The organism is Streptomyces sp. NPDC048171 (assembly GCF_043202655.1).
GTDB lineage: Bacteria > Actinomycetota > Actinomycetes > Streptomycetales > Streptomycetaceae > Streptomyces.
Map to the genome: position 1 here is coordinate 21,638 of NZ_JBIDAU010000012.1, position 26,995 is coordinate 48,632.

General features: G+C 72.9%; 21 protein-coding genes. 10 read left to right on the plus strand and 11 right to left on the minus strand.

Annotated elements, in window-relative coordinates:
* Window positions 1-240: 240 nt before the first annotated feature.
* Complete coding sequence (locus ACGF3J_RS30480) at window positions 241-1,179, minus strand: LysR family transcriptional regulator (RefSeq protein WP_161330609.1); 939 nt, start codon at window positions 1,177-1,179, stop codon at window positions 241-243.
* A gap of 113 nt (window positions 1,180-1,292) precedes the next feature.
* Between ACGF3J_RS30480 and ACGF3J_RS30485 the strand changes: the two genes are divergently transcribed.
* Complete coding sequence (locus tag ACGF3J_RS30485; RefSeq protein ID WP_161330608.1) at window positions 1,293-2,186, plus strand: NAD(P)H-binding protein; 894 nt, start codon at window positions 1,293-1,295, stop codon at window positions 2,184-2,186.
* Window positions 2,187-2,220: 34 nt separating this feature from the next.
* A complete protein-coding gene (locus ACGF3J_RS30490) occupies window positions 2,221-2,589 on the plus strand; it encodes a darcynin family protein (RefSeq protein ID WP_161330607.1) in 369 nt (122 codons plus the stop codon).
* A 12-nt stretch (window positions 2,590-2,601) separates the two neighbouring features.
* On the opposite strand, the gene ACGF3J_RS30495 is transcribed toward ACGF3J_RS30490, so the two are convergent.
* Window positions 2,602-3,246 carry a class II aldolase/adducin family protein gene (locus tag ACGF3J_RS30495; protein WP_161330606.1) on the minus strand — a complete coding sequence of 215 codons (645 nt, stop codon included), beginning with the start codon at window positions 3,244-3,246 and terminating at the stop codon, window positions 2,602-2,604.
* Window positions 3,243-4,532 (minus strand): 3-oxo-tetronate kinase, encoded by a 1,290-nt coding sequence (otnK, locus tag ACGF3J_RS30500; RefSeq protein ID WP_393855228.1) that lies wholly within the window; start codon window positions 4,530-4,532, stop codon window positions 3,243-3,245. The genes ACGF3J_RS30495 and otnK overlap by 4 nt, the downstream gene beginning before the upstream one ends.
* Before the next feature lie 216 nt (window positions 4,533-4,748).
* Between otnK and ACGF3J_RS30505 the strand changes: the two genes are divergently transcribed.
* From ACGF3J_RS30505 to mgrA, 5 genes are all read left to right on the plus strand, one after another.
* Window positions 4,749-6,158: a homoserine dehydrogenase gene (locus tag ACGF3J_RS30505; RefSeq protein WP_393855229.1), complete on the plus strand. Its 1,410-nt coding sequence runs from the start codon at window positions 4,749-4,751 to the stop codon at window positions 6,156-6,158.
* Window positions 6,155-7,513, plus strand: a complete 1,359-nt coding sequence (locus ACGF3J_RS30510) for a gluconate:H+ symporter (RefSeq protein ID WP_161332836.1) — start codon at window positions 6,155-6,157, stop codon at window positions 7,511-7,513. Before ACGF3J_RS30505 ends, ACGF3J_RS30510 begins: the two co-directional genes overlap by 4 nt.
* An 80-nt stretch (window positions 7,514-7,593) precedes the next feature.
* Window positions 7,594-8,388, plus strand: a complete 795-nt coding sequence (locus ACGF3J_RS30515) for a DeoR/GlpR family DNA-binding transcription regulator (RefSeq protein ID WP_161332835.1) — start codon at window positions 7,594-7,596, stop codon at window positions 8,386-8,388.
* A 199-nt stretch (window positions 8,389-8,587) separates the two neighbouring features.
* Window positions 8,588-10,015: a rifampin monooxygenase gene (gene rox / locus ACGF3J_RS30520; RefSeq protein ID WP_161332834.1), complete on the plus strand. Its 1,428-nt coding sequence runs from the start codon at window positions 8,588-8,590 to the stop codon at window positions 10,013-10,015.
* A gap of 49 nt (window positions 10,016-10,064) precedes the next feature.
* Window positions 10,065-11,111, plus strand: a complete 1,047-nt coding sequence (gene mgrA / locus ACGF3J_RS30525) for an L-glyceraldehyde 3-phosphate reductase (protein ID WP_161332833.1) — start codon at window positions 10,065-10,067, stop codon at window positions 11,109-11,111.
* 24 nt (window positions 11,112-11,135) lie between these two features.
* On the opposite strand, the gene ACGF3J_RS30530 is transcribed toward mgrA, so the two are convergent.
* Complete coding sequence (locus ACGF3J_RS30530) at window positions 11,136-12,317, minus strand: anhydro-N-acetylmuramic acid kinase (RefSeq protein ID WP_161332832.1); 1,182 nt, start codon at window positions 12,315-12,317, stop codon at window positions 11,136-11,138.
* A gap of 43 nt (window positions 12,318-12,360) precedes the next feature.
* Entirely contained in the window at window positions 12,361-13,929 is a 1,569-nt protein-coding gene (locus ACGF3J_RS30535) for a sodium:solute symporter (RefSeq protein ID WP_161332831.1), read from the minus strand.
* Between the two features lie 172 nt (window positions 13,930-14,101).
* Here ACGF3J_RS30535 and ACGF3J_RS30540 point away from each other — a divergent pair, with 172 nt between their 5' ends.
* Window positions 14,102-15,037: a MurR/RpiR family transcriptional regulator gene (locus ACGF3J_RS30540; RefSeq protein ID WP_161332830.1), complete on the plus strand. Its 936-nt coding sequence runs from the start codon at window positions 14,102-14,104 to the stop codon at window positions 15,035-15,037.
* A 12-nt stretch (window positions 15,038-15,049) separates the two neighbouring features.
* Here ACGF3J_RS30540 and ACGF3J_RS30545 read toward each other — a convergent pair whose 3' ends face one another.
* The 6 genes from ACGF3J_RS30545 to ACGF3J_RS30570 form a co-directional block, all read right to left on the minus strand.
* The gene (locus ACGF3J_RS30545; RefSeq protein ID WP_161332838.1) at window positions 15,050-16,894 is read right to left on the minus strand and encodes a Na+/H+ antiporter NhaA; all 1,845 of its coding nucleotides are present in this window, start codon (window positions 16,892-16,894) and stop codon (window positions 15,050-15,052) included.
* A gap of 22 nt (window positions 16,895-16,916) precedes the next feature.
* Window positions 16,917-18,122 carry an alanine--tRNA ligase-related protein gene (locus ACGF3J_RS30550; RefSeq protein ID WP_161332829.1) on the minus strand — a complete coding sequence of 402 codons (1,206 nt, stop codon included), beginning with the start codon at window positions 18,120-18,122 and terminating at the stop codon, window positions 16,917-16,919.
* Between the two features lie 317 nt (window positions 18,123-18,439).
* Window positions 18,440-19,054 carry a dihydrofolate reductase family protein gene (locus tag ACGF3J_RS30555; RefSeq protein ID WP_393855230.1) on the minus strand — a complete coding sequence of 205 codons (615 nt, stop codon included), beginning with the start codon at window positions 19,052-19,054 and terminating at the stop codon, window positions 18,440-18,442.
* 30 nt (window positions 19,055-19,084) lie between these two features.
* Window positions 19,085-21,088 carry a hypothetical protein gene (locus ACGF3J_RS30560; protein ID WP_393855231.1) on the minus strand — a complete coding sequence of 668 codons (2,004 nt, stop codon included), beginning with the start codon at window positions 21,086-21,088 and terminating at the stop codon, window positions 19,085-19,087.
* A 147-nt stretch (window positions 21,089-21,235) separates the two neighbouring features.
* The gene (locus ACGF3J_RS30565) at window positions 21,236-24,370 is read right to left on the minus strand and encodes a discoidin domain-containing protein (RefSeq protein WP_161329767.1); all 3,135 of its coding nucleotides are present in this window, start codon (window positions 24,368-24,370) and stop codon (window positions 21,236-21,238) included.
* Between the two features lie 154 nt (window positions 24,371-24,524).
* Window positions 24,525-24,929 carry a hypothetical protein gene (locus tag ACGF3J_RS30570; RefSeq protein WP_393855232.1) on the minus strand — a complete coding sequence of 135 codons (405 nt, stop codon included), beginning with the start codon at window positions 24,927-24,929 and terminating at the stop codon, window positions 24,525-24,527.
* Window positions 24,930-24,981: 52 nt separating this feature from the next.
* Here ACGF3J_RS30570 and ACGF3J_RS30575 point away from each other — a divergent pair, with 52 nt between their 5' ends.
* Both ACGF3J_RS30575 and ACGF3J_RS30580 read left to right on the plus strand, forming a co-directional pair.
* On the plus strand, window positions 24,982-25,434 hold the full coding sequence (locus tag ACGF3J_RS30575; RefSeq protein WP_346346215.1) for a MarR family winged helix-turn-helix transcriptional regulator: 453 nt from the start codon (window positions 24,982-24,984) through the stop codon (window positions 25,432-25,434).
* A 542-nt stretch (window positions 25,435-25,976) separates the two neighbouring features.
* Window positions 25,977-26,231, plus strand: coding sequence for a hypothetical protein (locus ACGF3J_RS30580; protein ID WP_161330749.1), 255 nt, complete (start codon window positions 25,977-25,979; stop codon window positions 26,229-26,231).
* The last annotated feature ends 764 nt before the right edge of the window (window positions 26,232-26,995 follow it).

A 26,995-nucleotide genomic window follows, 5' to 3' on the forward strand; every position in this document is an offset into this window, starting at 1 on the left:
CGGATCGACTCCGGGCCAGGGCAGGGGGCACCGCCGCTCCCGTGCCGCGTCCCGGCGCCGGGACGCGCCGCGTGCTCACTCATCCGCCCAGGCCTTCCGGAGTGCCGTCGTCCGTATCAGTCTCCGCCGCCGCCGAGGGCGCGCAAGCGGAGACTGCAGGGCGGACGCGTGCCCACGTACGGCGTCCTCAATCACGTGTTTGTGACCTTTTCGCCCGGGGGCGGGGCCGTGACAGCGCCGTTAGGACACCCGGAGGACCCGTCGGACGGCCGCGCGCAGCCAGTGGTGGGCTCCGTCGGCGGTGTGCCGAGGGTGCCAGGCCATGCCGATGGTCACGGGCGGCAGGGCCAGCGGGATGTCGAGCAGCCGCAGGCCCAGGACCGCGGCCTGCTCCGTGAAGGGCGAGGGTGCGGCGCCGGGCTCGGCGGCGGGGACCAGGGCGACGGCGTCACTGCGGGCGGCCAGGGTCATCGCGGCCAGATGGCCGGGCAGGACGACGGAGACCCGGCGGCTCAGTCCGTGCTCGGCGAGGGCGGTGTCGACGGGTCCGGTGAAGCGTCCGCGCCGGCTGACCACGACATGCTCGGCCGCGGCGAACCGCTGAGGCGTCAAAGGACCGTCGGTGAGCGGGTGACCGGGCCGGACGGCCGCCGTCATACGGAGGGTGACCAGCTCCTCGACGTGGGTCTCCGGGTCCGCGTGGTCGATGGCCCCGACCTCCAGGTCGATCCTGCCGTCGCGGAGGGCCGGCCCGGCCTCCAGTTCCTCGGCGCGGAACCGCAGCGAGACCCCCGGCGCCTCCCGGCCGGCCAGTTCCAGCAGTCCGGCGGCGAGCGCCGCACCGACCAGGTCGGCGGCCTGAAGTGTGAGGGTGCCGCGCAGGGCGGCCGGGTCCACGCCGGTGGCCGGGGTCAGGAGCGCGCCCACCCGGCGTACCACCGTGGCGGCCTCGTCCCGCAGGGCCAGCGCCCTGGGCGTGGGCACCATGGCCTGGCCGGCCCGCACCAGGAGGGGGTCCTGAAGCACGCGGCGCAGCCGGGCGAGGGTGCGGCTCATGGCGGCGGGCGAGGTGTGCATGCGGGCGGCGGCGCGGGTGACGCTCTGCTCGGCCAGCAGCGCGTCTAGGGCGACGACGAGGTTGGCGTCGATGGCCGGCGTGACCGGATCTGTGCTGTTCACCAGGGTTGTTCCGTTCCGGGCAATGATCCCTTGCTGAAGTTCCCATTGTGGCAACGCCCGGCGGCTTCGCAGGATGAGGGCGTACCGAACCGGCGCGAACCCACGAGGTATTCATGATCGTCATCACTGCTCCCACCGGGAACATCGGCCGCCACCTGGTCTCCCTGCTCCTGGAGTCTGCCCCCGCCCGCGGCGAGGAACTGCGCGTGATCGTGCGCGACCCCGCGCGGCTGCCGGACGCGGTACGCGAGCGGGTCGAGGTGGTCACCGGCTCGCACGGCGACCCCGCGGTCGTCGACCGGGCCTTCGCGGGCGCCGACGCCGTCTTCTGGCTCGTCCCGCCGGACGGCTCCCGCACCCCCGAGGACGCCTACCGCGGCTTCACCCGCCCCGCCGCCAACGCGCTCGCCGTCCACGGCGTCGGCCACGTCGTCGGCGTCTCGGCCCTGGGCCGGGGCACCCCGGTCGCCGGCCGCGCCGGACTCGTCACCGCGTCCCTCGCCATGGACGACCTGATCGCCGGGACCGGAGTGGCCTACCGGGCGCTGGCCAACCCCTCCTTCTTCGAGAACGTCCTGGAGGAGGCCGGCTCGATCCGGGAGAACGGCGTCTTCAGCGACCTCGTCGACGCCGACCGCAAGGCACCCATGGTGGCCGTCGCCGACATCGCCTACGCGGCCGCCGGCCTGCTCCTCGACCGGTCCTGGACCGGCACCGGCAGCGTCCCGGTCCTCGGTCCGCAGGACCTGTCGCCCAACGACCTGGCCCGCATCATGACCGAGCGGCTGGGCCTGCCCGTCCGCTACGAACGCCAGGCCCCCGACGAGGTGCGCACCACCCTGGTCGGGTACGGCCTCGATCCGGCCTTCGTCCAGGCCATCGTCGACATGAAGCGCGCCAAGGACGACGGCCTCGACGCCGGCGTGACCCGGACCCCGGACACCGCCTCCCCGACCAGCTTCGAAGAGTGGTGCGCGCAGACCCTCGAACCCGCCGTCCTCTCCTGACACTCCCGAACACACCCCGAGCCCGGAGACACCCATGACCACCCCCGAGACGACCGAACCCCCGGTCACCGCGTTCATGCTCGTCAAGACCACACCCGAATGGCTCGCCATGACCGTCGAGGAACGGATCGACGCCTTCACCACCCAGGTCGTCCCCGCCGTCAGGGCGAGGACCACCGGCGTACGGTCACGCTTCTACGACACGGAGTTCTACTCCGCGCGCGTCACCGACGTCTGGGTCTGGGAGGCGGACGACCACCACGCCTACCAGCTGCTCGTCGACGCCCTGCGCGAAACACCCTTCTGGGACCGGTACTTCGAGGTCGTCGACCTCCTCGTCGGCACCGAGAACGGCTACGCCCGCACGTACGGCGTCGACGCGGTCACCACCATCAGCACCTGACCGGTGGTCCGCTCAGCGGGCGGGCTCCCAGTAGGTGCCGTACCTCGTGGCCAGCGTGGTCGCCTCCTCCGGCGTCAGGAGGCGCACCGGCTGGTCGCCGAGGAGCAGGTGGAGCGCGGAGGCCTCCTCCACCTCGATCGCGCCCTCGGTGGCCGCGCGCAGGCTCGTCCCCGCGACCACCGGGCCGTGGTTCTGCAGCAGCGCGGCCCGGCAGGGGAAGGCGATCCGCTCCAGACCGGCGGCCTGCGCCGGATCGCCGGGCGGCGCGTAGGGCAGGAGCGGTATCTGCCCCACCCGCATGACGAAGTACGGCGTCAGCGGCGGCAGCGCGCTCCGCTCGGACCAGGGGCTGCGGCAGGAGGCCGCGGCGGCGTGCCGGGAGTGCAGGTGGACGACGGCCCGCGTGGCGTGCTCCCGCCGGTAGAAGGCCAGGTGGAGGGGGTACTCCTTGGAAGGCGCCGGCCCGTCGAGGTGGCGGCCGTCGAGGTCGAGCACCGACAGCCCGTGGGGGTCCAGTGCCGCGAGGTCGGCCCCGGTCGGCGTCGTCAGGACACGGTCGCCGTCGCGGACGCTGACGTTGCCCGAGGAGCCGGGGCTCAGCCCGAGACCGGCGAGGTGGGCGGCCGCCGCGACGAGTTCGTGTGCGAGGGCGTTCATGCCAGCCGCTCCCATGCCTGCGTGAAGATGTCGGTGCCGCCGAAGTTGCCCGACTTGAGGGCGAGGTCGATCGTGTGGTCGGCCCCCGCGGGCCGTACCTCGGTGCGCGCCCAGGTCACACCCGGCGCGATGGGAGCGCCGATCGCGAGCGTGCGGGCCCGCAGCGCCGTGACGACGGCGCCGGACGTCTCGCCGCCGGCCACGAGCAGCCGACGGGCCCCCGCCTCGACGAGAGCCGTCGCGCAGGCGGCCAGTGCCCGCTCCACGAGGGACGAGGCCGGCTCGGTGCCGGGCGGGGAGTCGGTCTCCACGTCCTCGGGCGCGGCGACGGCGTAGATCAGGGGCGGCAGGCCGGGGCTTTCGGCCCAGCGGCCGCGCACGAACGCCGTGAGTCCCGCGAGCTCCGCGTCGAAGTCGGCGCGGAGCCGGGCGAGGTCCAGCCGCCGGTGCGGCAGGCGACGCAGGGCGTGAGCGACCTGCGCGCGTGTGGCCGCCGAGGCGCTGCCCGCGAGGACGACCCCCGGATCCCCCGGACGGGACGCGGGGGCGGCGCGGGCCTCGTCCGGATGCGGACCGTCCAGCCCCAGGGCGAGCCCCGCCGCGCCGGTCACCAGGCCGAAGTCCGAGGTGGCCGCGGCGATGGTCCGCAGGTCCGCGTCGTCGACCGCGTCCACGACGGTGAGCGCGCCGGCGAGGGCGGTGTCGTCGAGGGCCGCGCGCAGGGCGGCGGCCCCCTCCCGGACCGTGTCGAGTCCGAGGCGGGCGACGGGGTGCCGCGTCTGGGGGCGGAGCAGCCGGTCGACGCGTGAGTCCAGCATCGGGGTGAGCGGATGGTGGCGCATGGGGCTCTCGTCGAGCGGTTCGCCGTGGACGAAGAGGCGGCTCCCGTGCACCGTGCGCCCGGTGGCCGGGAAGGAGGGGACCACCACGGTGCGCCGCTCGCCGGTCTCCGCCAGCAGGGCGTCGGTCACCGGGCCGATGTTGCCGCGCGGGGTGGAGTCGAAGGTCGAGCAGTACTTGAAGTAGATGCGCCGGCAGCCGATCGCCCGCAGGGCGCGCAGGGCTCGCAGCGAGGTGTCCACCGCCTCCGCCACGGGGGCCGTTCTCGACTTGAGGGCCACGACGACGGCGTCCGTCCCTTGCCACGGGTCCGTCGCGTCCGGCCCGGGGGAGGCGACCGCCTCGGGGCCGACGGCGACCACGGTCCGGAAACCGCGGGCGACCAGCATGGTCGCGAGGTCGGTCGCGCCGGTGAAATCGTCTGCGATGGCTCCGAGGGTCGGCATCTGATGCTCCTGCTGGTGTCCGGGTTCGTGGTGCGGCCGACGGCCACCCGTGATGATCTGTGAAATTATGTTACCAAACTTTACGCAGATGGGATCTGGTGATACACGTTGTTCATTCGCTGCTTCTAGAACGCGCGCCCCACAGCACCCCGTCGCCCCGCCGACCGCGCGAGAAGCCCCCGTCACAGCCTTGCGCGCTCAATCCAGGAGGGCCTCATGAACCTGCACCACTTGTTCGCCGACAGCGGCGGCCGGACGGTGCGGTACGCACTCACCGGAGCCGGCGGCGGGTTCGCGCGGACCCTGCTGGCCCAGACACGCCGGATGCCGGGCCTCGTCCCCGCCGTCCTGTGCGACCGCGACCTGCCCGCACTGCGCGCCGTACTGGAGGAGCTGGCGTACTCCGGCACCGTGGCCGAGTGCGACGACGCGGCCGACGTCGCGGCGACCGTCGCCGGTGGGGGCGTCGCCCTCGTCGCCGACGCCGCCCTGCTCACCGCGGCCCCCTGGGACATCCTGGTGGAGGCCACCGGCAGCCCCGCGGACGGCCTGGCCATGGCCGAGCGCGCCCTGCGCGACGGCCGGCACGTCGCGATGGTCAGCAAGGAGGTCGACTCCGTCGCCGGGCTGCACCTCGCCGGCCTCGCCGCCGAGCGCGGCCTCGTCTACACCACCGCCGACGGCGACCAGCCCGCCAACCTCATCGGCCTGGTCACGTGGGCCGAACTGCTGGGCCTCGACATCGTGGCGATCGGCAAGTCCACCGAGTACGACCTCGTCCTCGACCCCGGCGCCGGCACCGTGACCCAGTTGGACACCACCGTGCCGGCACCCGCCCTGGCCGGCCTGCTGGACCTCGGCGACGACGTACGCGCCACGCTCGACGCCCGCGCCGCCGCAGTCGCGGCCCTGCCCACCGGCGCCACCGCGGACTACTGCGAGATGGCCGTGGTGGCCAACAACACCGGATTCGGTCCCGACACGGAGCGCCTGCACTACCCCGTCGCCCGCATCGCCGAACTCGCCGACGTCTACCGCCCCCGCGAGGACGGCGGCGTGCTGCACCGCGCCGGTGCCGTCGACGTCTTCAGCGCGCTGCGCCTGCCCGGCGAGGCGTCCTTCGCCGGCGGCGTCTTCGTCGTCGTGCGCACCGGCGATCCGGTGACCTGGCAGACCCTGCGGGAGAAGGGCCACGTCCTCAGCAAGGACGGCCGCTACGCCGCGATCTACCTGCCGTACCACCTCATGGGCGTGGAGACCCCCGTGAGTCTGCTGTCCGCGGTACTGCACCACCGCCCCTCCGGCTCCACCGACCCCCGCTCGTACGCCGTGCTCGCCGGCCGCGCCCGCACCGATCTGGCCGCCGGGACCGTCCTCACCATGGGCGGACACCACCACGACGTCACCGGCGTCCAGGCGGTCCTCCTGCGCGGCGACGAGGCGGACGACGACATCGCCCCGCTCTACCTCGCCGCCCACACCACGCTCGCCCGGCCCGTGGCCGCCGGGGAACCGGTCCGCGTGGCCGACCTCGCCGACCCCGACGCCGCTCTGCTGCGCGCCTGGCGCTCCGGACGTGCCTCGCGCGGCTGCCCCGACGGCACGGAAGGAACGCCCGCCGCATGAGCCCCGACCTCCAGCACCTCCTCCTCGGGGTCGTCGCCGTCGTCGTCCTGGTCCTGCTGATCACCAAGGCGAAGCTGCACCCGTTCCTCGCGCTCGCCCTCTCCGCCCTCGGCCTGGGCGTCGCGGCGGGCATCGCCCCGGTGCGGGCCGTCGACGCCTTCCAGGAAGGCTTCGGCGACACCCTCGCCGGCAGCGGCCCGACGATCGGTCTCGGCACCCTGCTCGGCGGGATCCTGCTGGGCTCCGGCGGCGCCGACCGCATCGCCACCGTGTTCATCGGGTCCCGGCCCGTGAAGTGGATCCCGGCCGCCATCACCGCCGCCGCACTGCTGATCGGCATGCCGCACCTGTTCGACGTCAGCTTCGTCATGCTGGTGCCGCTGGTGTACACCGTCGCCAAGCGCAGCAACACCCACTTGCTGTGGGTGGGCCTGCCGATGGCCGCGGGCCTGTACGTGTCGCACGGCCTGCTCCCGCCGCACCCCTCGCCGACCCTGGCCGTCTCCGCGTACGGGGCGAACACCGGCCTCACCATCCTGTGGGGCCTGATCATCGGCATCCCGATGGCCGTGCTCACCGGGCCGGTGCTGACCCGCGTCGTCAGCCGCTGGTTCGGTCCCGCGCCCGACCTCGACCGCGGTCCGGTCCAGTCCGCCACCACCGAGCCCGAGCACCGGCGCAAGCCGGCCTCCTTCACGCTCGCGCTCATCACCGTGCTGCTGCCCCCGGGCCTCATGCTCGTCGGCACCCTCGGCACGGCCAACACGGCCGAGGGCACCCTGCCGTACCAGTTCTTCGACGCCTGCAACTCCGCCGTGCTGTCGCTGCTGGCGGCCGTGGTCTTCGCCTTCTTCGCGCTGGGCGTCCGGTCCGGCTTCGGCTTCGGCCAGTTGCAGAAGATGGCGTCCAAGGGCCTCGCACCGGTCGGCGCCATCATCCTGATCCTGGGCGCGGGCGGCGGCTTCAAGGCGATGCTGACGGAGACCGGGATCGACCAGCTCATCTCCGACTACGCCGTCGACTGGGCGATACCCCCGCTGCTGCTGGGCTGGCTGGTCGCCGCGCTGCTGCGGGTGTGCCTCGGCTCGGCCACCGTCGCGACCGCCGCGGCCACGGCCATCGTCGCGCCGCTGCTGAGCGCCTCGCCCGGCACCTCGCCCGAGCTGATGGTGCTGGCCACGGCCTCGGGAGCGGTGATGCTCTCGCACGTCAACGACTCCGGGTTCTGGCTCTTCAAGGAGTACTTCCAGCTGTCGGTGGCGCAGACCTTCCGCACCTGGACGCTGATGCTGTCCCTCCAGTCACTGCTCAGCCTCGGCGGGGTGATGCTGCTCAGCACGGTGGTGCACGGCTGACGGCGCCTGCCGGTGGCGGGCCCGGCCGTCACCGGCATGATCATCGGCTAACGTCAGCACGGTCGAAGGGAGACCAGACCATGACCTCGGACGGCGAGCACCCTCCGCTCATCCCGGACCAGCGCCGCGAACAACTGCTCAAGCACCTGCGGCGGGACGGCGTGCTCAGCGTGCAGCAGATCACGCGGCTGCTCGGGGTCTCCCACATGACGGTCCGCCGCGACATCGCCGAACTCGAGCGGAGCGGGCTGGTGTTCTCGGTGCCCGGCGGTGTCCGCATCGCCAGCACCATCAGCAGCGAACCCGGCTTCCTCGACAAGTCCCAGGTCGAACAGCCCCAGAAGCGGGCGATGGCGGCCGAGGCGGCCCGCCTGGTCCAGGACGGCATGACCGTCTACCTGGACGCGGGCACCACGCTTCTCGCCATGGCCCCCGCGCTGAGCGCGCTGTCGGACCTCACCGTGGTCACCAACGACTTCACGACCATCGGACAACTCATGGACGCCGAGAACGTGGAGTTGGTCCACGTCGGCGGCCGCGTCGACGTCTCCAACCGCTCCAGCGTCGGCCGCCTCGCCGCCGACACCCTGCGGCAGCTCGCGCTGGACGTCGCCTTCATCAGCACCAGCTCCTGGGACCTGCTGCGGGGCACGACGACGCCCTCGGAGGCCAAGGTGGACGTGAAGCAGGCGGCGATGGCCTCCGCCGCGCACTCCGTCCTCGTGGCGGGCTCGTCCAAGTACGGCACCTTCGGCCGCTACCGGGTGGCACCGCTGACGGACTTCGACACCATCGTCACGGACACCGACCTGACCGGTGCGGCGGCCGAGGGCATCCGGGCCGGCGGCTCCTCCCTGGTGCTCGCGCAACCCTGATCCGAGGCACTCCGGTCCGGGGCATCCTGATCCGGGGCAGCGAAAAGGCAGGCGCGTCGATCCCGCCTGCCTCTCTCAACCTATAGCGCATGGGGGGCCTTGCGGCAAGACCCTCTCCGTGGCGCAGAATCGTCGCCCTCGGCCGCTGCCCGCCTGAGGCAACCGGCCCGATCCGACGCATTCGCACCCTGGGGGACTCATGATCGACGTACTCGTCGTCGGCGCCGGACCGACCGGCACCATGCTGGCCGGCGAACTGCGCCTGCACGGCGTACAGGTACGCGTCCTGGAACGGGACACCGAGCCGACCCCGGTGGTCCGCTCGCTGGGACTGCACGTGCGCAGCATCGAGGTGATGGACCAGCGCGGCCTGCTGGAGGGGTTCCTCGAACACGGCAAGCGGTATCCGGCCGGCGGTTTCTTCGCCGGCATCGGCACGTCCGCGCCCGTCGAGCTGGACACCACGCACCCCTACGTCCTCGGCATCCCGCAGCCCGTCACCGACCGCCTGCTGACCGAGCGCGCGGTCGCACTCGGCGCGGACGTCGAACGAGGCCGCGAGCTGGCCGGGCTGAGCCAGGACGACCAGGGCGTGACCGCCGAGCTGGCCGACGGTACCCGGCTGCGCGCCCGCTACCTCGTGGGCTGCGACGGCGGCCGCAGCACCGTCCGCAAACTGCTCGGCGTCGGCTTTCCCGGAGAACCCTCCCGCACGCAGACGCTGATCGGCGAGATGCGCGTCGGCTCGGAGCCCGAGGAGGTGGCCGCCGTCGTGGCCGAGGTCCGTGAGACCCAGAAGCGGTTCGGCGCCGGACCGCTGGGAGACGGCTACTACCGCGTCGGCGTGCCCGCCGCGGACGTGGCCCAGGACCGCTCGGTCCCACCGACCCTGGACGAGTTCAAACGGCAGCTCAAGGCATGCGCGGGCACCGACTTCGGCGTGCACTCGCCGCGCTGGCTGTCCCGTTTCGGCGACGCCACCCGGCTGGCCGAGCGCTACCGCACCGGCCGGGTGCTGCTGGCCGGCGACGCCGCGCACATCCACCCGCCCGTCGGCGGGCAGGGCCTCAACCTCGGCATCCAGGACGCCTTCAACCTCGGCTGGAAACTCGCCGCGGAGGTGAACGGCTGGGCGCCCGACGGGCTGCTGGACAGCTACCACACGGAGCGGCACCCGGTCGCCGCCGACGTGCTGGACAACACCCGCGCCCAGATGGAACTGCTCTCCACCGAACCCGGGCCCCGGGCGGTACGCCGCCTGCTGGCGGAGCTGACGCGGTTCGAGGGCGTCGGCCGCCACCTGGCCGAGAAGATCACCGCGCTGAACGTCCGCTACGACCTCGGTGCCGGACACGAACTCGTCGGCCGGAGAATGCGCGACGTCGATGTGCGGCAGGGGCGCCTGTACGAGCTGACGCGCACCGGCCGCGGACTGCTCCTGGACCGCACCGGCCGGCTGTCCGTCACCGGCTGGGCGGACCGCGTCGATCACGTCGTCGACACCGGTGCGAAACTGGAGGTGCCCGCGATGCTGCTGCGGCCGGACGGCCATGTGGCATGGGTCGGTGACGACCGGCAGGACCTGTTCGACCGGTTGCCCCGGTGGTTCGGGGCCGCCACCGGCTGACCCGACCGTCACGGGCCGCCCGTCCCCCACCCACCACCGGAGAAACGCCATGAACCACGTCGCCGCTCCCGACCGCTACGACGGCACCATGCGCTACCGGCGCACCGGCCGCTCCGGGCTCGACCTGCCCGTCCTGTCGTTGGGCTACTGGCACAACTTCGGCGACGACAAGCCGTTCGAGTCGCAGCGGGAGATCGCCCTGCGCGCCTTCGACCTCGGCATCACCCACCACGACCTGGCCAACAACTACGGCCCGCCCTACGGATCCGCCGAGATCAACTTCGGCCGGATCATGCGCCAGGACCTGGCGCCGTACCGGGACGAGATGGTGATCTCCACCAAGGCCGGGTACGACATGTGGCCCGGTCCCTACGGCCAGGGCGGCGGCTCCCGCAAGTACGTGCTCGCCTCCCTCGACCAGTCCCTGAAGCGCATGGGCCTGGAGTACGTCGACATCTTCTACTCCCACCGCCTGGACGCCTCCACGCCGCTGGAGGAGACGATGACGGCCCTGGACACGGCGGTGCGGCAGGGCAAGGCCCTCTACGTCGGGATCTCCTCCTACGACGCCGAACGCTCCCGTGAGGCCGCGGCGATCCTCCGCGACCTCGGCACCCCGCTGCTGATCCACCAGCCCTCGTACAACATGCTCAACCGGTGGATCGAGACCGAGGGCCTGCTGGACGCCGCGGGCGACGAGGGCTTCGGCGTGATCGGGTTCACCGCGCTCGCCCAGGGCCTGCTCACCGGCCGCTACCTCGACGGAGTCCCGGAGGGCTCCCGTGCCACCCAGGGCAAGTCCTTCGCGACCGACTGGCTGAACGAGGACACCCTCCAGCGGCTGCGCGCGCTGAACGACATCGCCGCCCGGCGGGACCAGACCCTGGCCCAGATGGCGCTGGCCTGGGCGCTGCGCGACCCGCGCGTCACCTCGCTGGTGATCGGAGCCTCCCGCCCCGCCCAGCTGGAGCAGAACGTGGCCGCCCTGGACAACCTCACCTTCACCGCCGACGAACTCGCCGAGATCGACAAGTACGCGGTGGCCGACGGCAGCGTCGACCTGTGGCGGCAGGCCCGCACCGGCGAGATGGGCTGAGGTCGGCCCCGCCCGCTTCGGCGGTCACGGCACCGGCTCGTCCGTGACGCGCAGCGAACGGGGCGGTCGGGCCGCCGGCTCGGGCAGGCGCAGGGGCTCCCGGCCCGGGGTGATGCTGCCGAGGAGCGTCGCCCGGCGCGCACCGGTTCCCGACGGGATCGCGCCGGGCAGGCCGTGCACCGTGAGGAAGCCCAGGAGCGCGAAGGCGAGGGCCTCCTTCGCGTCGGACGGCAGTCCGAGCGCGTCGCTGGGGCCGAGCGCCACGCCGGGCAGTTCCCCGGCGAGCATGCCCATCAGCACCGGGTTGTGCGCCCCGCCGCCGGAGACGACGAGCCGGGTGACCCCGTGCGCCCGGCAGGCGTCGGCCACGGTGACCGCGGTGAGCCGGGCCAGGGTCGCCAGTACGTCGTCCGGCTCCGGCACCGGCGCCAAGGCCAGCGCCTCCAGCAGGTGGGGCAGGTGGAAGCGCTCCTTGCCGGTGCTCTTCGGGGCCGGCCTGGCGTAGTACGGGTCGTCCAGCAGCACCCGCAGCAGCGTCGTGTCGACCCGTCCCGCGCCGGCCCGCCGCCCGTCCTCGTCGTACTCGAGGGCGCCCCCGGTGAAGTGCCGTACGGCGGCGTCCATCAGGGCGTTGGCGGGTCCGGTGTCGAAGGCCAGCGGCGCGACGCCGGGGGCGACGACGGTGAGGTTGGCGATGCCGCCCAGGTTGAGCGCGGCCGGGGTGCCGGGCAGCGCGGCCAGGGCGAGGGCGTCGGTCATGGCCACCAACGGGGCGCCCTGACCGCCGGCCGCGACGTCCCTGCCGCGCAGGTCGGAGACGACGGGCAGACCGGTGGCCTCGGCGATCCACGCGGGCTGGCCCAGTTGCAGGGTGCCGCGGACGGCGCCGTCCTCGACCCAGTGGTAGACGGTCTGCCCGTGCGAGACCACCAGGTCCGCACTCCCGTCGCACAGTTCGCCGAGGGCGCGGACGGCCACGTCGGCGAAGGCGCGACCGACGCCGGTGTCGAGCACGGCGGCGGTGCGGGCGGTCGTGGCCGACGGTGGCAGGAATCCCGCGATCAGCTCGCGCAGTTCGTCGGGGTAGGGGGCCGAGAGATGCCCGAGGGGCCGCATCACCAGGACGTCGTCCTGGAGGACGAGATCCGCAGCGGCCGCCTCGACGGCGTCGTAGGAGGTGCCTGACATCAGGCCGATCACACGCAAGACGTCTCCTGTGCGAAGGGGTCCGGGCCGGAGGGCGGCCCGCTCACTTCCGGCCGGCCGCGGTGAGCCGGTCGGGGCCGGTACCCGGCTCGGTGCCCTCGAGGGCGCCTTCGCCGGCCGCCGGTGCCCGGTGGAACAGGCTCAGCACGCCGCCGACGACCAGGGTGATCACCACCCCGATGGGCACCAGCCACTGGGCCGCGATCGCCTGCGGCACCGTCGTCCCGCCCGTCGTGACGTCGACCTTGACCACGCGCACGATGTACGTCATCACTCCGATGGTGACCAGGAAGGCCACGACGGAGTCCACCTCGTTGGCGCGCGACACCAGCCGCCCGAGCAGGAACGCGCCGAGCAGGGCACCGTAGGTGTAGCCGGCGATGGTCAGCCCGGTCAGGTAGACGTTGCCGGTGCTCGTGCTGAACGCGCACGCGAAGACGGCCATCAGCGTCGCCCACACCAGCGTCATCCAGCGGGCGAGCCGCAGCAGGGACTCCTCGGACGGGGTGCTGCGGAAGAAGCTGTGGATGATGTCGGCGACCGTGGAGTTCGACATGGAGTTGAGCGCCGAGGACAGCGAACCCATCGCGGCGCCCAGGATGCCGGCCACCAGCAGCCCGGAGACGACGACGGGCAGCCCGTTGAGAATGAACTCGGGGTAGAGGTTGTCCGAGCTGGACAGGCCCAGCTCGGAGAACGACCTGCCCTGGTTGTACGACCACAGCAGCGCGCCGACGAGCGAGAACGCGGCGAACTGGATGACGACGAAGACACCCGAGGCGATCATGGCCTTCTGGCCCTCGCGCAGCGTCCGGGTGGCCAGCACCCGCTGCACGATCAGCTGGTCCGAGCCGTGGCTGGCCATGGCGAAGATGGCGCCGCCGATGATGGCGGTGGGCAGGGCGAACGGGCTGGTGAGGACGTGCGCCAGGCTGAAGTCGGTGTCGAAGAGAGTGAACCGCCCGGCGTCCCAGGCGCGGGCGTAGCCGTCACCGCCGACGTGGGCGGACAGCACCGCGACGGCGAGGATCGCGCCGCCGAGGTAGAGGCCCATCTGGATGGCGTCGGTCCAGATGACCGCCTTGATGCCGCCCAGGTAGGTGTACACCACGGTGATCAGCGTGAGCACGATGATGATCACGCGGTAGCTCGCGTGCACGCCGAACTCGTCGAGCAGCAGTTTGATGGGGATGGCGGACGCGAACAGCCGGACACCCTCGGCCAGCAGCCGGGTGAAGACGAACGTCACCGAGGCGAGCCCCTGCAGCTTCAGCCCGAACCGGTCGCCCAGGTACTGGTAGGCGCTGACGAACCCGCCGCGCTTGTAGAGGGGGATCAGCACGGTGGCGACGACGACGCGTCCGATGACGTAACCCAGGGCGAGTTCGACGTTGCCGAAGCCCTGGCCGCTGTAGGCACCGCCGGGAACGCTGATCACGGTCAGGACGCTGGTCTCGGTGGCGACGACGGAGAAGGACACCGTCCACCACGGCATGTGGCCTTCACCGACGAAGTAGTCCTTCGCCGACTTCTGCTTGCCGGCCTTCCGCAGGCCGATCCAGGCGATCCCGATCAGATAGACCACGATCACCACGAGGTCGAGCTGGCGCACGCGTGCTCCTAGACACTGGCCGGTGGGGTCGCCGGCGTGGGGAGAGGGCCGTCCGAGTATGGGAATGCCGCACTCCGGATGTCAATAAGTAACGGCTGTTCGGACCGTACGTAAATTTTTGACCAACCCGGGTGGCCCCACTAACCTGTGTCCACCACACTCAGGAGGGGCCATGGTCCGCCAGTCCTCGTCCGGCGCGCCGGAGCAGTCCGCACAGGACGCCCCGCTCGCCGACATCCTTACGCGAGTCCGTGCCGCCCGGCCCTCCCTGGCCCCCTCCGAACGCCGGGTGGCCGACGCCGTCCTGGCCGCCCCGGGGCAGGTCGCCGAACTGTCCATCAACGCGCTGGGGGAGCGGGCGGACACCTCGGCCGCCACCGTGATGAGGTTCTGCCGCACGATCGGCACCGGCAACTACCCCCAGCTGCGCCTGGCGCTGGCGGCCGCCGCCGCACGCGAACACGCCCTGGGCGGTGAGCGTCCGGAGCGCGGCGGCACCGACATCAGCCCGACGGACACGCTGGACCGCATAGTCGGCAAGATCATCTACAACGAGGTCCGGGCCCTGGAGGACTCCGGCGCCGGACTCGACATCGAGGCGCTGGGCCGGGCGGTCGACGCGGTCGCGGGGGCCCGCAGGGTCGACATCTTCGGCGTCGGGGCCAGCGCGTTCGTCGGCCAGGACCTGCATCAGAAGCTGCACCGCATAGGCCGTATGGCCTTCATCTGGAGCGACCGGCACGCCGCACTCACCGCGGCGGCGCTCCTGGGGCCCGGCGACGTGGCGCTGGCCGTCTCCCACTCCGGCGAGACCGAGGACACCACCGAACCCCTCCAGGCCGCCGCCGAACGCGGAGCCACCACCATCGCCCTGACCAACGACCCCGGCTCCACGCTCGCCACCGGCGCCGACCTCGTACTGACCACCTGCGCCCGGGAGACCCCGTTCCGCTCCGGCGCGACCGTCAGCCGCATCGCCCAGCTCGCCGTCGTCGACTGCCTCTTCGTCGGCGTGGCGCAGCGCTCCTACGACGCCTCGACGGCCGCACTGGAGAAGACCTACGGCGCCGTCCAGCGCCGCCGCCGCCCGCCCCGCCGCAACACCTGACCGGACGTCACCTCAGCCGCCGGCCAGGGCCCGCCGCCTGGCTTGTTCGACTGCCCGCTTCAGGGCGTCGATGTCGAAGGCACCGCGGTGGCGCCTGCCGTTGACGAAGAAGGTCGGCGTGCCCGACACGCCGCTCAGGTCCGCCGAGTCCACGTCCTCGGCCACCCGCCGGGCGCCCCGGCGGCGCGCCAGGTCCTCGCGGAACACCTCCATGTCCAGGCCCAGCTCGCGCGCGTGCCGCAGCAGATCCCGCTCGCCCAGCTCGTCCTGGCGGTCCATCAGCAGGTCGTGCATGTCCCAGAACCTGCCCTGCCGTGCGGCCGCCTCCGACGCCTCTGCCGCCGCCTGGGCGTTCGGATGCACATCGGTCAGCGGCAGATGGCGCCACACGTAGCGGACGTCGGTCTCGGCGCCCAGCAGGTCGCGCACCACGCCTTCGGCCTGGCCGCAGTACGGGCACTCGAAGTCGCCGTACTCCAACAGGGTCACGGCGGCGTCCGCGGGACCGCGCACATGGTCGTGGCGCTCGTCGACCGCCACCCCGAGATCAGTCAGTGGCTCGGACGTGCCGAGCAGGGCCCGCGTCCGCCGCGCCGCGGGCAGGAGGCCGATCAGCCCGGAGACCGCCCAGCTGACCGCGAAGGAGCCGATCAGCGTGGCGATGATGCCGATGCGCGCCTGGTTCAGCTCCTCCCCCTCGAAGGCGATTGCGGCGATCAGCAGCGACACGGTGAAGGCGGCTCCCGCGATCGATCCGGCGGCGGTGACCGAGCCCCAGCCCACGTTGGGCCGCAGCCGCCGCCCCGACAGCAGCTGCGCGCCCGCCATGGAACCCACCACACCGACGATCTTCCCCGCCACGCAGCCGCACAGGATGCCCAGCGTGACGGGCGAGGTGAACGCGTCGGCCAGCCGAGCGCCGCTCAGTTCGATCCCCGCGTTGGCCAGGGCGAACAACGGCACGATGCCGAAGCTCACCCAGGGCAGGAACCGCTGTTCCAGCCGCTCGTTCGGCGAGATCGCCGAGGCCAGGCCCCGCGCCGCCGAACGCTGCAGCTCGGGCGTCGGCTGCTCCCGGAACAGCCGGAAGAGACGGGTCGCCCGCTCCAGATCACCACGGGGCGCCGGGTAGGCGATGGCGAGGGCCCCGACCGCCAGACCCGTCACGACCGGATCGACCCCGGCCTCGTGCAGCGCCACCCACACCACCACGGCCAGGAGGGCGCAGAACAGACCGCGACGGGCGTCCGCCAGCCGCAGCACGACGACGACGGCAAGCAGCGCGCCCAGGGCGACGAGGAGCGCCGGGAGGTGGATCTCGTCGCTGTAGAAGACGGCGATGACGAGCAGCGCCACCAGGTCGTCGACGACCGAGATGGACAGCATGAGCGCCCGCAGCGAGGCCGGCAGCCGACGGCCCAGGACGGCCAGGATGCCCAGCGCGAACGCGGTGTCGGTCGACATGGCCGTGCCCCAGCCGTGCACCGAGTCGTGCCCCGCGTTGATCACGACGTAGATCACGGCCGGAACCACCATGCTGCCGAGGCCGGCCACCGCGCTGAGCAGCACCCACCGCCGGTCCCGCAGTTCCCCCATGTCGAACTCGCGTCGCGCCTCCAGCCCGACGACGAAGAAGAACAGGCTCATCAGCCCCGCGTTGATCCACTCGTGGACCGTCAGCGACAGGTGACGGGTGTCGAAGCCGACCGTGAAGTGGGCCTGCCACACGGCCTCGTAGGAGTGGAAGTCGATGTTGGCCCAGAGCAGCGCCGCGACGACGGCCACCAGGAGCAGGACCGCGCTGCCGGTCTCCGTCTGCACGAAGGTGCGCCAGCGGGTACCGCCCCTGGTGGACATCTCCTGCGCCGTCTTGTGGGACTCAGTCTCGCTCACGCGGGCGATTATGGCCGCCCGGGACCCGTTCCTCGCGCAGGCTCGTCACCAGGTCGCGCGGCAGTCCGTGGGTGTCGTGGAGGTAGTGGAAGTCGTCCTCTCCCAGTGGGCCGCGGAAACGGGGCCGGGAGAGCACGCTCCGCCCGCGCTCCAGGAGCCCGCGGAACCGGCGCTCCTCCTCCAGCAGCAGTCGCCGTACGGTCGCGGGGTCCCCCTCCTGCCGGAAGCGGTCCAGGGTGTGGGAGACCAGCTCCAGGGGGAGGTCGCCGAGGCCGCGCGACGGGTCGTCCCGCCACAGCACGGTGAGGCCGCGTCGCACCAGGCGGCGCAGCACGTACCCCCGCCCGGTGTTGGCCGGGCGCACCCCGTCACCGATGATGACGACGGCCGAGCGCAGATGGTCGACGACCAGCCGCAGCGAGGGTTCGTCCAGCGGCCACAGGGGCGGAACCAGTCCCCGCCACAGGTCGAAGACGTCGCACTCGAACACCGACGACCTGCCCTGGAGCAGCGAGGAGAGGCGCTCCAGGCCGAGGCCGGTGTCGATGTTGCGCTGCGGGAGCGGCACCAGGCTGCCGTCGTCCAAGCGGCGGTGACGCATCATCACGTGATTCCACACCTCGACCCAGCGGTCGTCGCGGGTGGGTGTCGACCGGGGCGGGGTGTCACCGGTCCACAGGAAGATCTCCGAATCGGGTCCGCACGGGCCGACCGGACCGTTGGACCACCAGTTGTCCTCCAGCGTCAGCTCCACCGGCACACCCCGCTCCTGCCACAGCCGGAGCGAGTCGGTGTCCGGTCCCACCTGGTCCCCGCCGCCGTACACCGTGGCGTGCAGCAGCCCCGGATCGATCCCCAGGCCCTCGGTGAGCAGCCGGTGGGCCCAGTCGAGGCTCTGCCGGCTCTCGTAGTCGCCCAGGGACCAGGTGCCGAGCATCTCGAAGACGGTGAGATGGGTGCTGTCGCCGACCTCCTCCAGGTCCGTGGTGCGCAGACAGCGCTGGACGTTGACCAGCCGCCGGCCCAGCGGGTGCGGACGGCCCTCCAGATACGGGGTGAGCGGATGCATGCCGGAGGTGGTGAACAGCACGGCGTCGCCCGGCGGGGGCAGCAGGGTCGAGCCGGTGATCCGGCGGTGACCGTGCTCCTCGTAGTACTCGGTGAACGTGCGGACGATCTGCTCGGTGTCCATGGGGGTGACTCCTTCGCTGCGTGGCGGGAGGCACCGGAGAACGGGTCCGTGCGAGCGGGGCGGCGAGGCGAGGGGCCGGAACGCCACGAGACCACCGACGGGCCGTTTCCGGTCGCCGGTGGGAAAGGGGGAAGGTCAGGCGGCGGCGGCCGGCGAGCTGGTCGCTCGCGCGGACGCGAAGGTGCTTCGGCCGATGACGTTCATGCGGATGAAGGTAGCGCCCACCGCCGCTCGGTGCACGCGAATATCCGGTGGATGGCCGAGATCCGCGGGACGGCCGAGATTCGCCGGACGGCCGAAGGCGGTGTCGGCCGGCGTCAGAGCACGTCGTAGGTCAGGTGGGTCGCGGTCGACGTCGGGATCACGCTGCGCTGTACCAGCGAGCGGGGAGCCCGGCCGGGGAACAGCGGCGTCCCGGTGCCCAGCACGACGGGCGCCAGGTGGAGCGTCAGCGAGTCGACCAGTCCCGCGTCGAGCGCCGAACCGATCAGGGCGCCGCCGCCCATGAGGACGACGTCGAGGTCCCGGCCGGCGGCCACCGAGGCCGTCTCGGCGCGCTCGCGCGCGGTGGCCACCGCGTCGGCCAGGCCGCTGGTGACGAAGGTCCAGTCGAGGCCGGTGAGGCGCACCGACTCCGGCCGTGAGCCGGTCACGACGACGAACGCCGGTTTGCCGACCTCGCCCGCGCCGTAGCCGGTCGTGTCGTCCCAGCCGCCCGGTCCGTCGACCACGTCGAAGAGGCGGCGGCCCAGGACGACCGCACCCGACCGGGCGGTGGCCTCGCGCAGGACCCGGCGGTCGTCGGGGTCGTCGGAGAACGCCCAGGTGTGCAGGGCCTCGCCGCCGGCCCCCAGCCCGCTGTCCGGGCCGGGGCCGGGTCCGGTGACGAAGCCGTCGAGGGAGACCGAGATGTCCGCGATGATGTGCGTCATGTCAGGGTGGACCCGCGCCGCCGGCAGAACTCATCGGTCATCGTCGCCGGTCAGGGCGGCCAGGTCCTCGCCGGTCCGCAGCAGGCCCGTTACCTCGGCCTCCGCCTCCCGGGGCGCCCGGACCGCCAGCGTCCGGTCGTCGCTCCCGGCCGTGACCTCACCCGTCACGCGCAGGCCCGTGACGGCGCGGCTGCCGGCGGCGAGGACGTACCAGTCGCCGTCGGGGGAACGCCACCGCGTCTCGGCCACCACGTGCTGGCCGAACCGGCTGCACGCCGCCGTTCCCCGGGCCCGTACCACCCGCTGGGCGGCGTCGCGGGTGCGCAGGTCCACGGAGACCTCGTCGGTGCCGCGCCAGGTGACGGCGCGGGCGCAGGACCACACGGCGCGTCCGGCGTCCTGGGGGAGCCGCTGATCGGCGAAGTCCCAGAGGTTGACGGCGCGGACCGGCTCGCCCTCGTCGGAGAGGCCGTCCAGGCCGCACGCCAGCCGGGACCAGGCCGCCAGGGCGGCGCTCCCGGTGGCCTCCCTGGGCTGGCGGGCCGGGGGAGTGCCGGCACCCGGCAGCGGCGTGTAGGTGAGGTGCACGGGGGAGAGACCGCCCCGGTCGGCCAGGAGGAACGAGTGGTCCTCGACGATGCGGGACGACGACCGCAGTTGCAGCACCGTCCGCCGCTCGCAGGACCCGCCTGCCGGTGCCGCCGGCACCGGTACGGGCCCGGTGACACCGTCCGCCGAGACGTCGAGGTCGCGTGCGGCGTCGTCGGGGCGCAGCAGGTCACGGGTACCGGCCTCGGCGATCCACGGGGCCAGCAGGTACCGGGCCGCTCCGTCGTGTTCCGTCACGGCGACCGCGGCGGCGGTGGTGACGTCCGCGTCGTCGACCCGCGCCACGGACAGGGCGGCGGGCTCACCGCCGGACGCGTCCGGCTCGGTGTACCGGGCCAGCCGTCGGCCGTCGTGGAGGAGGACCACCGTGCGGCCGTCCACCTCGCCCGCGTAGAGCAGTTGCGGGGAGCCGGGCGGAGGGTCTGTGGGCGTGCCCGGAGCGAAGGAGACGTCCGTGGTCCCGCGTGGTGGGCTCGACCAGGTGTCCAGGGCCCGGGTGAGCAGCGCGGTGTCGTCGGTCCGGTCGCCGCGGGCCGGCCAGGCGGTGAAGTCCACCCGTGAGGTGTCCGCCCACAGCGCGGGGTCCGTGCGGCGCAGGTCCTGTGCGGCGGGCGCGTAGGCCGACCGCGCGACGCCGGATCCCGTCGCGTCGGACTCCTCGGTGTCCTGGCCGGTGGCGACGAGCGCCGTCGAGGTGACGAGTGCGGCGAGCACCACCGCGCCTGCCAGCCGCGTCCGCCGCCTGCGGCGCAGCAGGTCCGTCGGCTGCGCCCGCACGGTGCACGCGTCGAACTCGCTGGGCCCCGCGGCCGACAGCGCACTCGCCGCCGCGGCACCGTTTCCGAGGTCGAGCCGGTCCGCGGCGCCCAGGGCCCCGGCCGGATCCTCGACACCGGCGGCCCGCAGCAGCTCCAGGACCTCCGGCTCGGACAGCCCGTCCACGTGCCGCAGCACGAACGCGCCCCGGGTGGCCGGTTCCGCACCGGACAGCACCCGGCCCAGGGCCATGTCGTCGGCGTTGCCCGACCGGGGGAACAGCCGCAGCCCCAGCACGATGGGCAGCCGGCGCGGCGGCCACACCGCCGCCGCCCGGCCCGCCCAGCCGCCCGCGCGCCGCCCGTCCTTGAGCGCGGCGCGCAGGACGGCGACGCGCAGGTCGTTGCCGATGAGGGCCGCGACCGGCTCGGCACCGTCGCGCGGAGCCGGCACGCCGGGCCTCGGCCGCGCTCCGCCGCCGGTCCGGGGCAGTGCCCGCTGGGCGAGGGCGTGGGCCCTGAGGACCCTGCGATGTCTGCCCAGCGAGGCCGGCAGTACCAGGTACGCCAGGCGTACGAGGCCGCCGTACTGCTCGACCAGCACGGACTCGGCTCTCTGGACACGCCCTTGGGCCGGGCGACTTCTCTCACGGAACCGACTGACGGGCATAAGCGGTGCCCTCCACGACCGAGGATCTGCTGTTACCGATCTCTCAAACGAGTGAATCGCGTGATCGTCACACGACGGTCGTGGCCCGGTTCCACTCGAAGGGGTCGGCACGGCTTCCCCGGGCGGCGTTCCGCCACCCGGTCCTCCTCACTTCACTGAGAGCCGCACCAGCCCTTCGTGCGCGCGGGGCGTGCCGTCCACCGTCACAGCGACGTAGCGGGCGGGGCCCCGGTAGGCGACCGTGCGCACCCGCCCGTGACCGGCCAGCGTCCCCACCCGCCGGTACCGCACGCCGTCGGCGCTGAACTCCACGCGGGCCGCCGGGGCCGAGCCGGTGGTCCACTCCGCCTCCACCCGGCGCACCTCGGTGCTCGCGCCGAGGTCGACCACCATGCGGCCGCCCCGGCCCGGCCGCCACGCCGTGTCGGGGGCACCGTCCACGGCGGCGCCGGGGCTGGACATCCCCGGCGGCAGCGGATTGGTCGGGAAGGTGTTCCGCCCGAGGGCGTGGTCGTCGTGCGGGAAGGGCCGCGCGCCGCGCAACGTGACACGGACCTCGTGCCCGGTGCGCACGGTCGCGACGGTGCTGCGCCCCTGGGCCTCGACCCGCACCCGGCAGCGGGGGCCCGACAGGTGCAGGGTCGCCCCGTCACTCACCCTGACCCGCAGTCCCGCCGGCAGGCTGCCGCCGGAGAGCGGGACGAGCGTGAACCGGGGCGGGAGCAGCAGCGCGGAGGCCGCGTCCAGGTGCGCCGTGTAGCCGAGGCCCTGCCGGGTCACCGTCTGCTCGCCCTCGTACACGTGCCGGTGGCGTCCCTCCTGCGGCACCTCGACCCCGGTGTCGACCGCGTCCGCCGAGAGGTTGAAGAGGCTCAGGTGATCGTCCACGAGGGCCGCGCGGACCCGGGCGTCCTCGGCGACGGGGGCCGGCCGGTCCGCCAGCGCGCGCAACTCGGCGGGGGACGCACCGCAGTGCCCCTCGATCACAAGAGCGTCCCGCGCCCCTTCGGCCGGCACGATCGAGTCGCCGTACACCGCCACCGTGTGCCCGCCGCCGCCGCGGACGACCAGACCGGCGCGGCCGTCGATGTCGAGCCAGCCGCCCTCGCTGCGCAGTGCCGGGGCCGGGCCGGTGGCCAGGTCCGTCCACCGCTCGCCGTCGGACGAGCCCTGTATCAGGTAGGAGCGTCCGGCGGCCGCCTCCCAGCGCAGGGTGACCCGGTCGACCGCACGGGCGGCGCCGAGGTCCACCGCCCACCAGCTGTCCGCGCGCTTCCGGTCCTCGCGGGAGACCGCCCAGCGGGTGCCGGCGTCGCCGTCCGCCGCCAGGTCGGCGGTCATCCCGGCCGACTGCGAGGATGCAGTCGCGGCCCCGCCGCGCGCGAGGTCGTCGGTGCCGTCACCGGCGCGGACCTCGACGGCGTACAGCGAGTACCCGTAGGTCGGGTCGGGCCGCACGCCCAGCATCCTGACGTGGCGCACCGTCGCGGCCGGGAAGGCCAGTTCGTCGACGCGTCCCTTCGCCGCCGACGAGGCGTCCTGCGCGCGGACCGTGGCCGAACCCTCCGCGAACCGGTAGGTGCGGCTGCCGTCCAGGCCGGCCACACCCGGCATCGTGAGGTTGTGCACCTCCAGCCGCGAGCCGCCCGCTCCCGCCCCGTCACTGGCGTAGACGACACCGCCCGAAGGGAGTGTCGCGTACCCCGCGAAGCCCTCGCCCAGCCGCAGCACCGTGGCGCTGCCGTCGAACCCGTCGCGCAGGGCGGTGTGCACCCGCACCTGCCTGCCGGTGACCTTCGCGGCCGTCGAGGGCAGGAACATCGGGGTGGCGCCGCTGAGCCGGAAAAGCCAGTCGTCGTGCCCGGGCTGCCAGCCGAACTTGACGAACCCGGGCTTCGTCACCACGCCCGCCCAGGCGGCGGGGGACTGGTGGGAGACCAGACCCGGTCCGGTCCCGAAGTCGGTGACGCCCGCCGCGTGCGCGAACAGTTCCTCGCGCGACATCGGGCGCACACCGCGGCCGGCGGTCGGCCACACGTGCAGCAGGTAGCTGATCGCGAGCTCCGCGCGTGCCTCCGGCTCGTACTTGGGCTCGCCCGAGAACTTCGCCAGCCGGTACTCCGGCGGATACTTCTGGTACGCCTCCAGCCGCTCGGCCAGGTCCGCCTCCGCGCGGGCCGCCGCCCGGTCCCCGGCCACCCGGGAGAGGAAGGCCAGCGGGATCACGTCCCTGCCGTACAGGTGTTCCCGGTCGTTCACCATGGGCATCAGCGGCTCGCCCGCGTCCGACATGACACCCAGCAGCGTGCGCCACAGCGGTTCCGCGTTGGGCTGCCTGGTCAGGACCTCGGGCAGCGGCTCGCCCGCCGCGAGGAAGTGCGCGGCGTTGCGGCCCGAGGTGCGCCACATCTCCGCCTGGTAGTGCGGCCCGAACGAGCCGTGGTTCTCCACGATGAAGGTGTCGTACGTGTTGTGCGCGGTGTTGCGCGAGACCGGGACGCCGTCCACGCGCGCCGGGTTGGCCAGGTCGGCGGCGGGCAGCCCGCCCTCGTTGCGCGACCAGGTTCCGTAGTCCGTGGCCCAGTCGGCCCGGCGCCGGTCGTCCGGTGCCCAGGCCAGCGCCGGGGCGAGGGTCTGCGCGTACAGGCCCATCTCCTCCAGCTTCGTGTCACCGACGTGGCCGCCCTGGAGGCCGTTGGGCGTCCAGTCCCCGGAGGCCGGGTCGTCGCCGGTGCCCAGGGAGTGGGTGTACGCCGCCTGTTCGCGGGTGATGGTGTCGACGGCGGCGCGGGTGCCCGCGTCCAGCTCGTCCCAGAGCAGGCGCGCGGCGAGGATGAAGTACGACTGGAACGTGGTGTCGAAGAACAGGGTGCGGCCCCACTCGGTGCCGCCGGTGAGCCGGTTGGAGGCGGCGAAGTGGCGCAGGGTCGCCAGGGTCCGGTGCCTGAGGGTCTCCCGGTCGACGCCGGCCTCGCGCTCGTCGAAGGTCCCGTGCGTGAGCAGCACGGCGTGTCCGAGGACGACGGCGAAGCCGAAGTACTCGTCCGTGTAGGTCCCCTTGGCCTCGTCCCACTGCGTCTCGGACCAGCGGGTGTGCCTCAGCAGGACGCGGTGGTACGTGGCGGCGACCTCGTCGGGCGGATCGACGGACCGGGCCGCGGCCGGGCCGGAGGCGGCGGCCGGTGACGCGCTCAGCACCGGCTGGAGCGCGGCCGCGGCGCCGCTCGCGCCGAGCAGTTGGAGCAGGAGCCTGCGGCCGACAGGGAGGGAAACGGGGCCCATCATGGTCCTTCTTCACCAGGCGACAACGTTGTCAACGAAGGTCATCCTTGAACGGCCCTCAGAGGTGTGTCAATGGTCGTGCGTTCATCCGTCCCGGCGGAGGCGGGGTCCGGGAGCGTCCGGACGGGGCGGCGGCGACGCGGAGGGGTCGAGGTCAGGTTGTCCGCGGGGTGAGCAGCTCGGCCCGGGCCCGCGCCCAGACGCCTCCCGGGTCGAAGGTGTCGGAGCTCCAGGTGGCCGAGGTCAGCTCGCCCCTGCCGCGGTATGCCCGCATGATCTCCACGTGCGGCGGCCAGCCGACGAACCCGCGCAGCGCGGCGTGATCGCGCCAGACGGCGACAGCCCCGCATCTGCGGCCGGTTCGCTCCGCCCACAGCCACATGCCGTGCGCCCCGTCCAACTCCTGCCAGCCAGAGGCGAGGCGCCGGGCTGCCCGGTAGATCCCGGGCAGGTCCGTGATCCTGCGGGGCGCGAAGTCGGTGATGCTCACCAGGACGGGGCCGGGCCGGCCGCTCGCCGGCCCGGCAGTCCAGGAGGATCGCAGAATTTTAGTAGGCATGTGCTTACAATCTGCTTGCGCCTACTGATTGTCAACGGGTAGGTTCGGCGCCGTGAACGCTGCCGCCGGAGAAGCGCCCCGACCCGACCTCGCCGCGATGGTCGTCCCCCTCGGCCGCGCGCTGATGGCCGCCGAGCAACCCGTCCTCGACGCTCACGGGCTGAGCATGTGGGGGTATGTCGCGCTGTCGGCCCTGGGGGACACACCCCTGCGCACCCAGGCCGCGCTGGCGGCGGCCATCAACGCCGACAAGACCCGCATCATCGCCGTGCTGGACGACCTGGAGTCGCGCGAGCTGCTCACCCGCCGACCTGACCCGAAGGACCGCCGGGCCAGGCTGCTCTCCCTCACGCCCGAAGGCCGCCGACTGCGGGACTCCGTGCGGGACGAGATCCAGCAGCGCGAGGAGTCCTGGCTCGGACAGCTGGCGGACGCCGACCGGGAGAGCTTCCTGCGGAGCCTGCGCACGCTCTCCGACCTGAGCCGTCGGAGCCCGGAGCGGTAGCCGCGCCCGCGCCGAGCGACGGACGGCCCCCGCGAACAGGCTCCGTCCGTCGTGCTCCTGGAACCGTCCGGCGTGCCAGAAATCCCTGGGTACGGCCGTGGCGTCGTGTCAGAATCCGGCGCATGTCTGTTCGGTACCCTTCCCCCCTGCGCCCCGGTTACCGCGTTGGCGTCACTTCCCCTTCGAGCGGAGTCCCGAAAGAGTCCTTGCTCACGGCGTTCAGCCGAGCGGCGACCAGCTGGGGCCCAGCCCCATCCGTTCAGGTGACGGCAAATCACCCACCAACCAGTACCGCATCTTGTGGCCCGTGGACTTTCTCGAGTGTGGTCGAGGTCTGCTGCCACGGCCTCAGCGTAGACACTCCGCTGTGACTCATGTCACTCCATCGAGGATGGCCACTGGAGTCACTAAATGTCAAAGTAGCGCTAAGTGTCATTTTGCGGGGTGACGTGTCGATCAAGGCACGCTGCAGGCCGCAGAGGCACCACCACCGGATCCCGGTGCTTTACCCAGGGACAGTGCAGCCAACAGAAGGAGAACTCATGAAGCCGTGGCGTTCCCGCATCACCGCCGGCCTCGCCGTCGGCGCCGCAGCGATAGCAATCCCGCTGACCGCCACCAGCGCTGTCGCCGTCCCCCCACCCGGCAGCGGTTGGCACGTGGCTGGCGGCATGACGTATGAGTCGAAGAGGCAGTGCGAGGCTGAGGAACTGCCGAACGCCCACCACAACGGGTATGACGAGGTGTGGTGCGACGGTCCGGGTGGTCGCGCCGAGTACACCGTCTGGGTGCGCTGACCGTTCGCGAGGGCAGAACGGGCGGCCACCCGGGCGCGCTGCGCAGGGCGGCCGCTCTCCGCCGTCTTACCAACCGCCTGGTCCGTCTGCTGCCGATCTTCCGCAGGCTCTGGGTGGGGCCCGTTCGCCCGCTGGCGAGCACGGTCGCCACCGCGTCGGGCGCGGGGTCCCCGACCTCCTGCTTCCGGTAGAGCTGCCCAACGGCGAGAAGGCGCCGTTCAGCCGGTCGACGAGCTCCTCTCGTACGGGGGTACTTTGGGGAGCTCGGGTCTGAAAGCTGGGGGTGCACCGGCCGTCCGAGCGTTTCCAGTACTTCATGAGGGGCAGCGACCTGTTCAACAAGGGCAGGGCGACGCCTTCGTGATGGTTCATACGCGCGGGTTCGGCCGTGCCACCAGCTGTCCCGACTTCGGCGAATCCGGAGAGCAGGCCGATGTGAAGGCCGCGATCAACTGGAGCGCGAAGGAGTCGTGGTCTCACAGGCACAGTCGGTGGGATAGCCTGTTTGAGACTTTGCGCGGCAGGTTCTCTGCCGCCCCGCTCGGCGCGCTCGGCGTCGACACGCACCGCGTGCCCTACCCGGAAGGAGGCGAGAGACATGGACCGTGCTGAATGCGTTGCGGCCATAGTTGCCTCCGGCCGTGTGCCCTCCCTCCTCTGTGGTGCGCGGTAACTCTTCCCCCTTCTTGTTTCTTGCGGCATCTTCCTGAGATGCCGCGTCACGAGATGTGCTGGCCTGCGCGGTTCTTCGCCGTGCGGGCTGC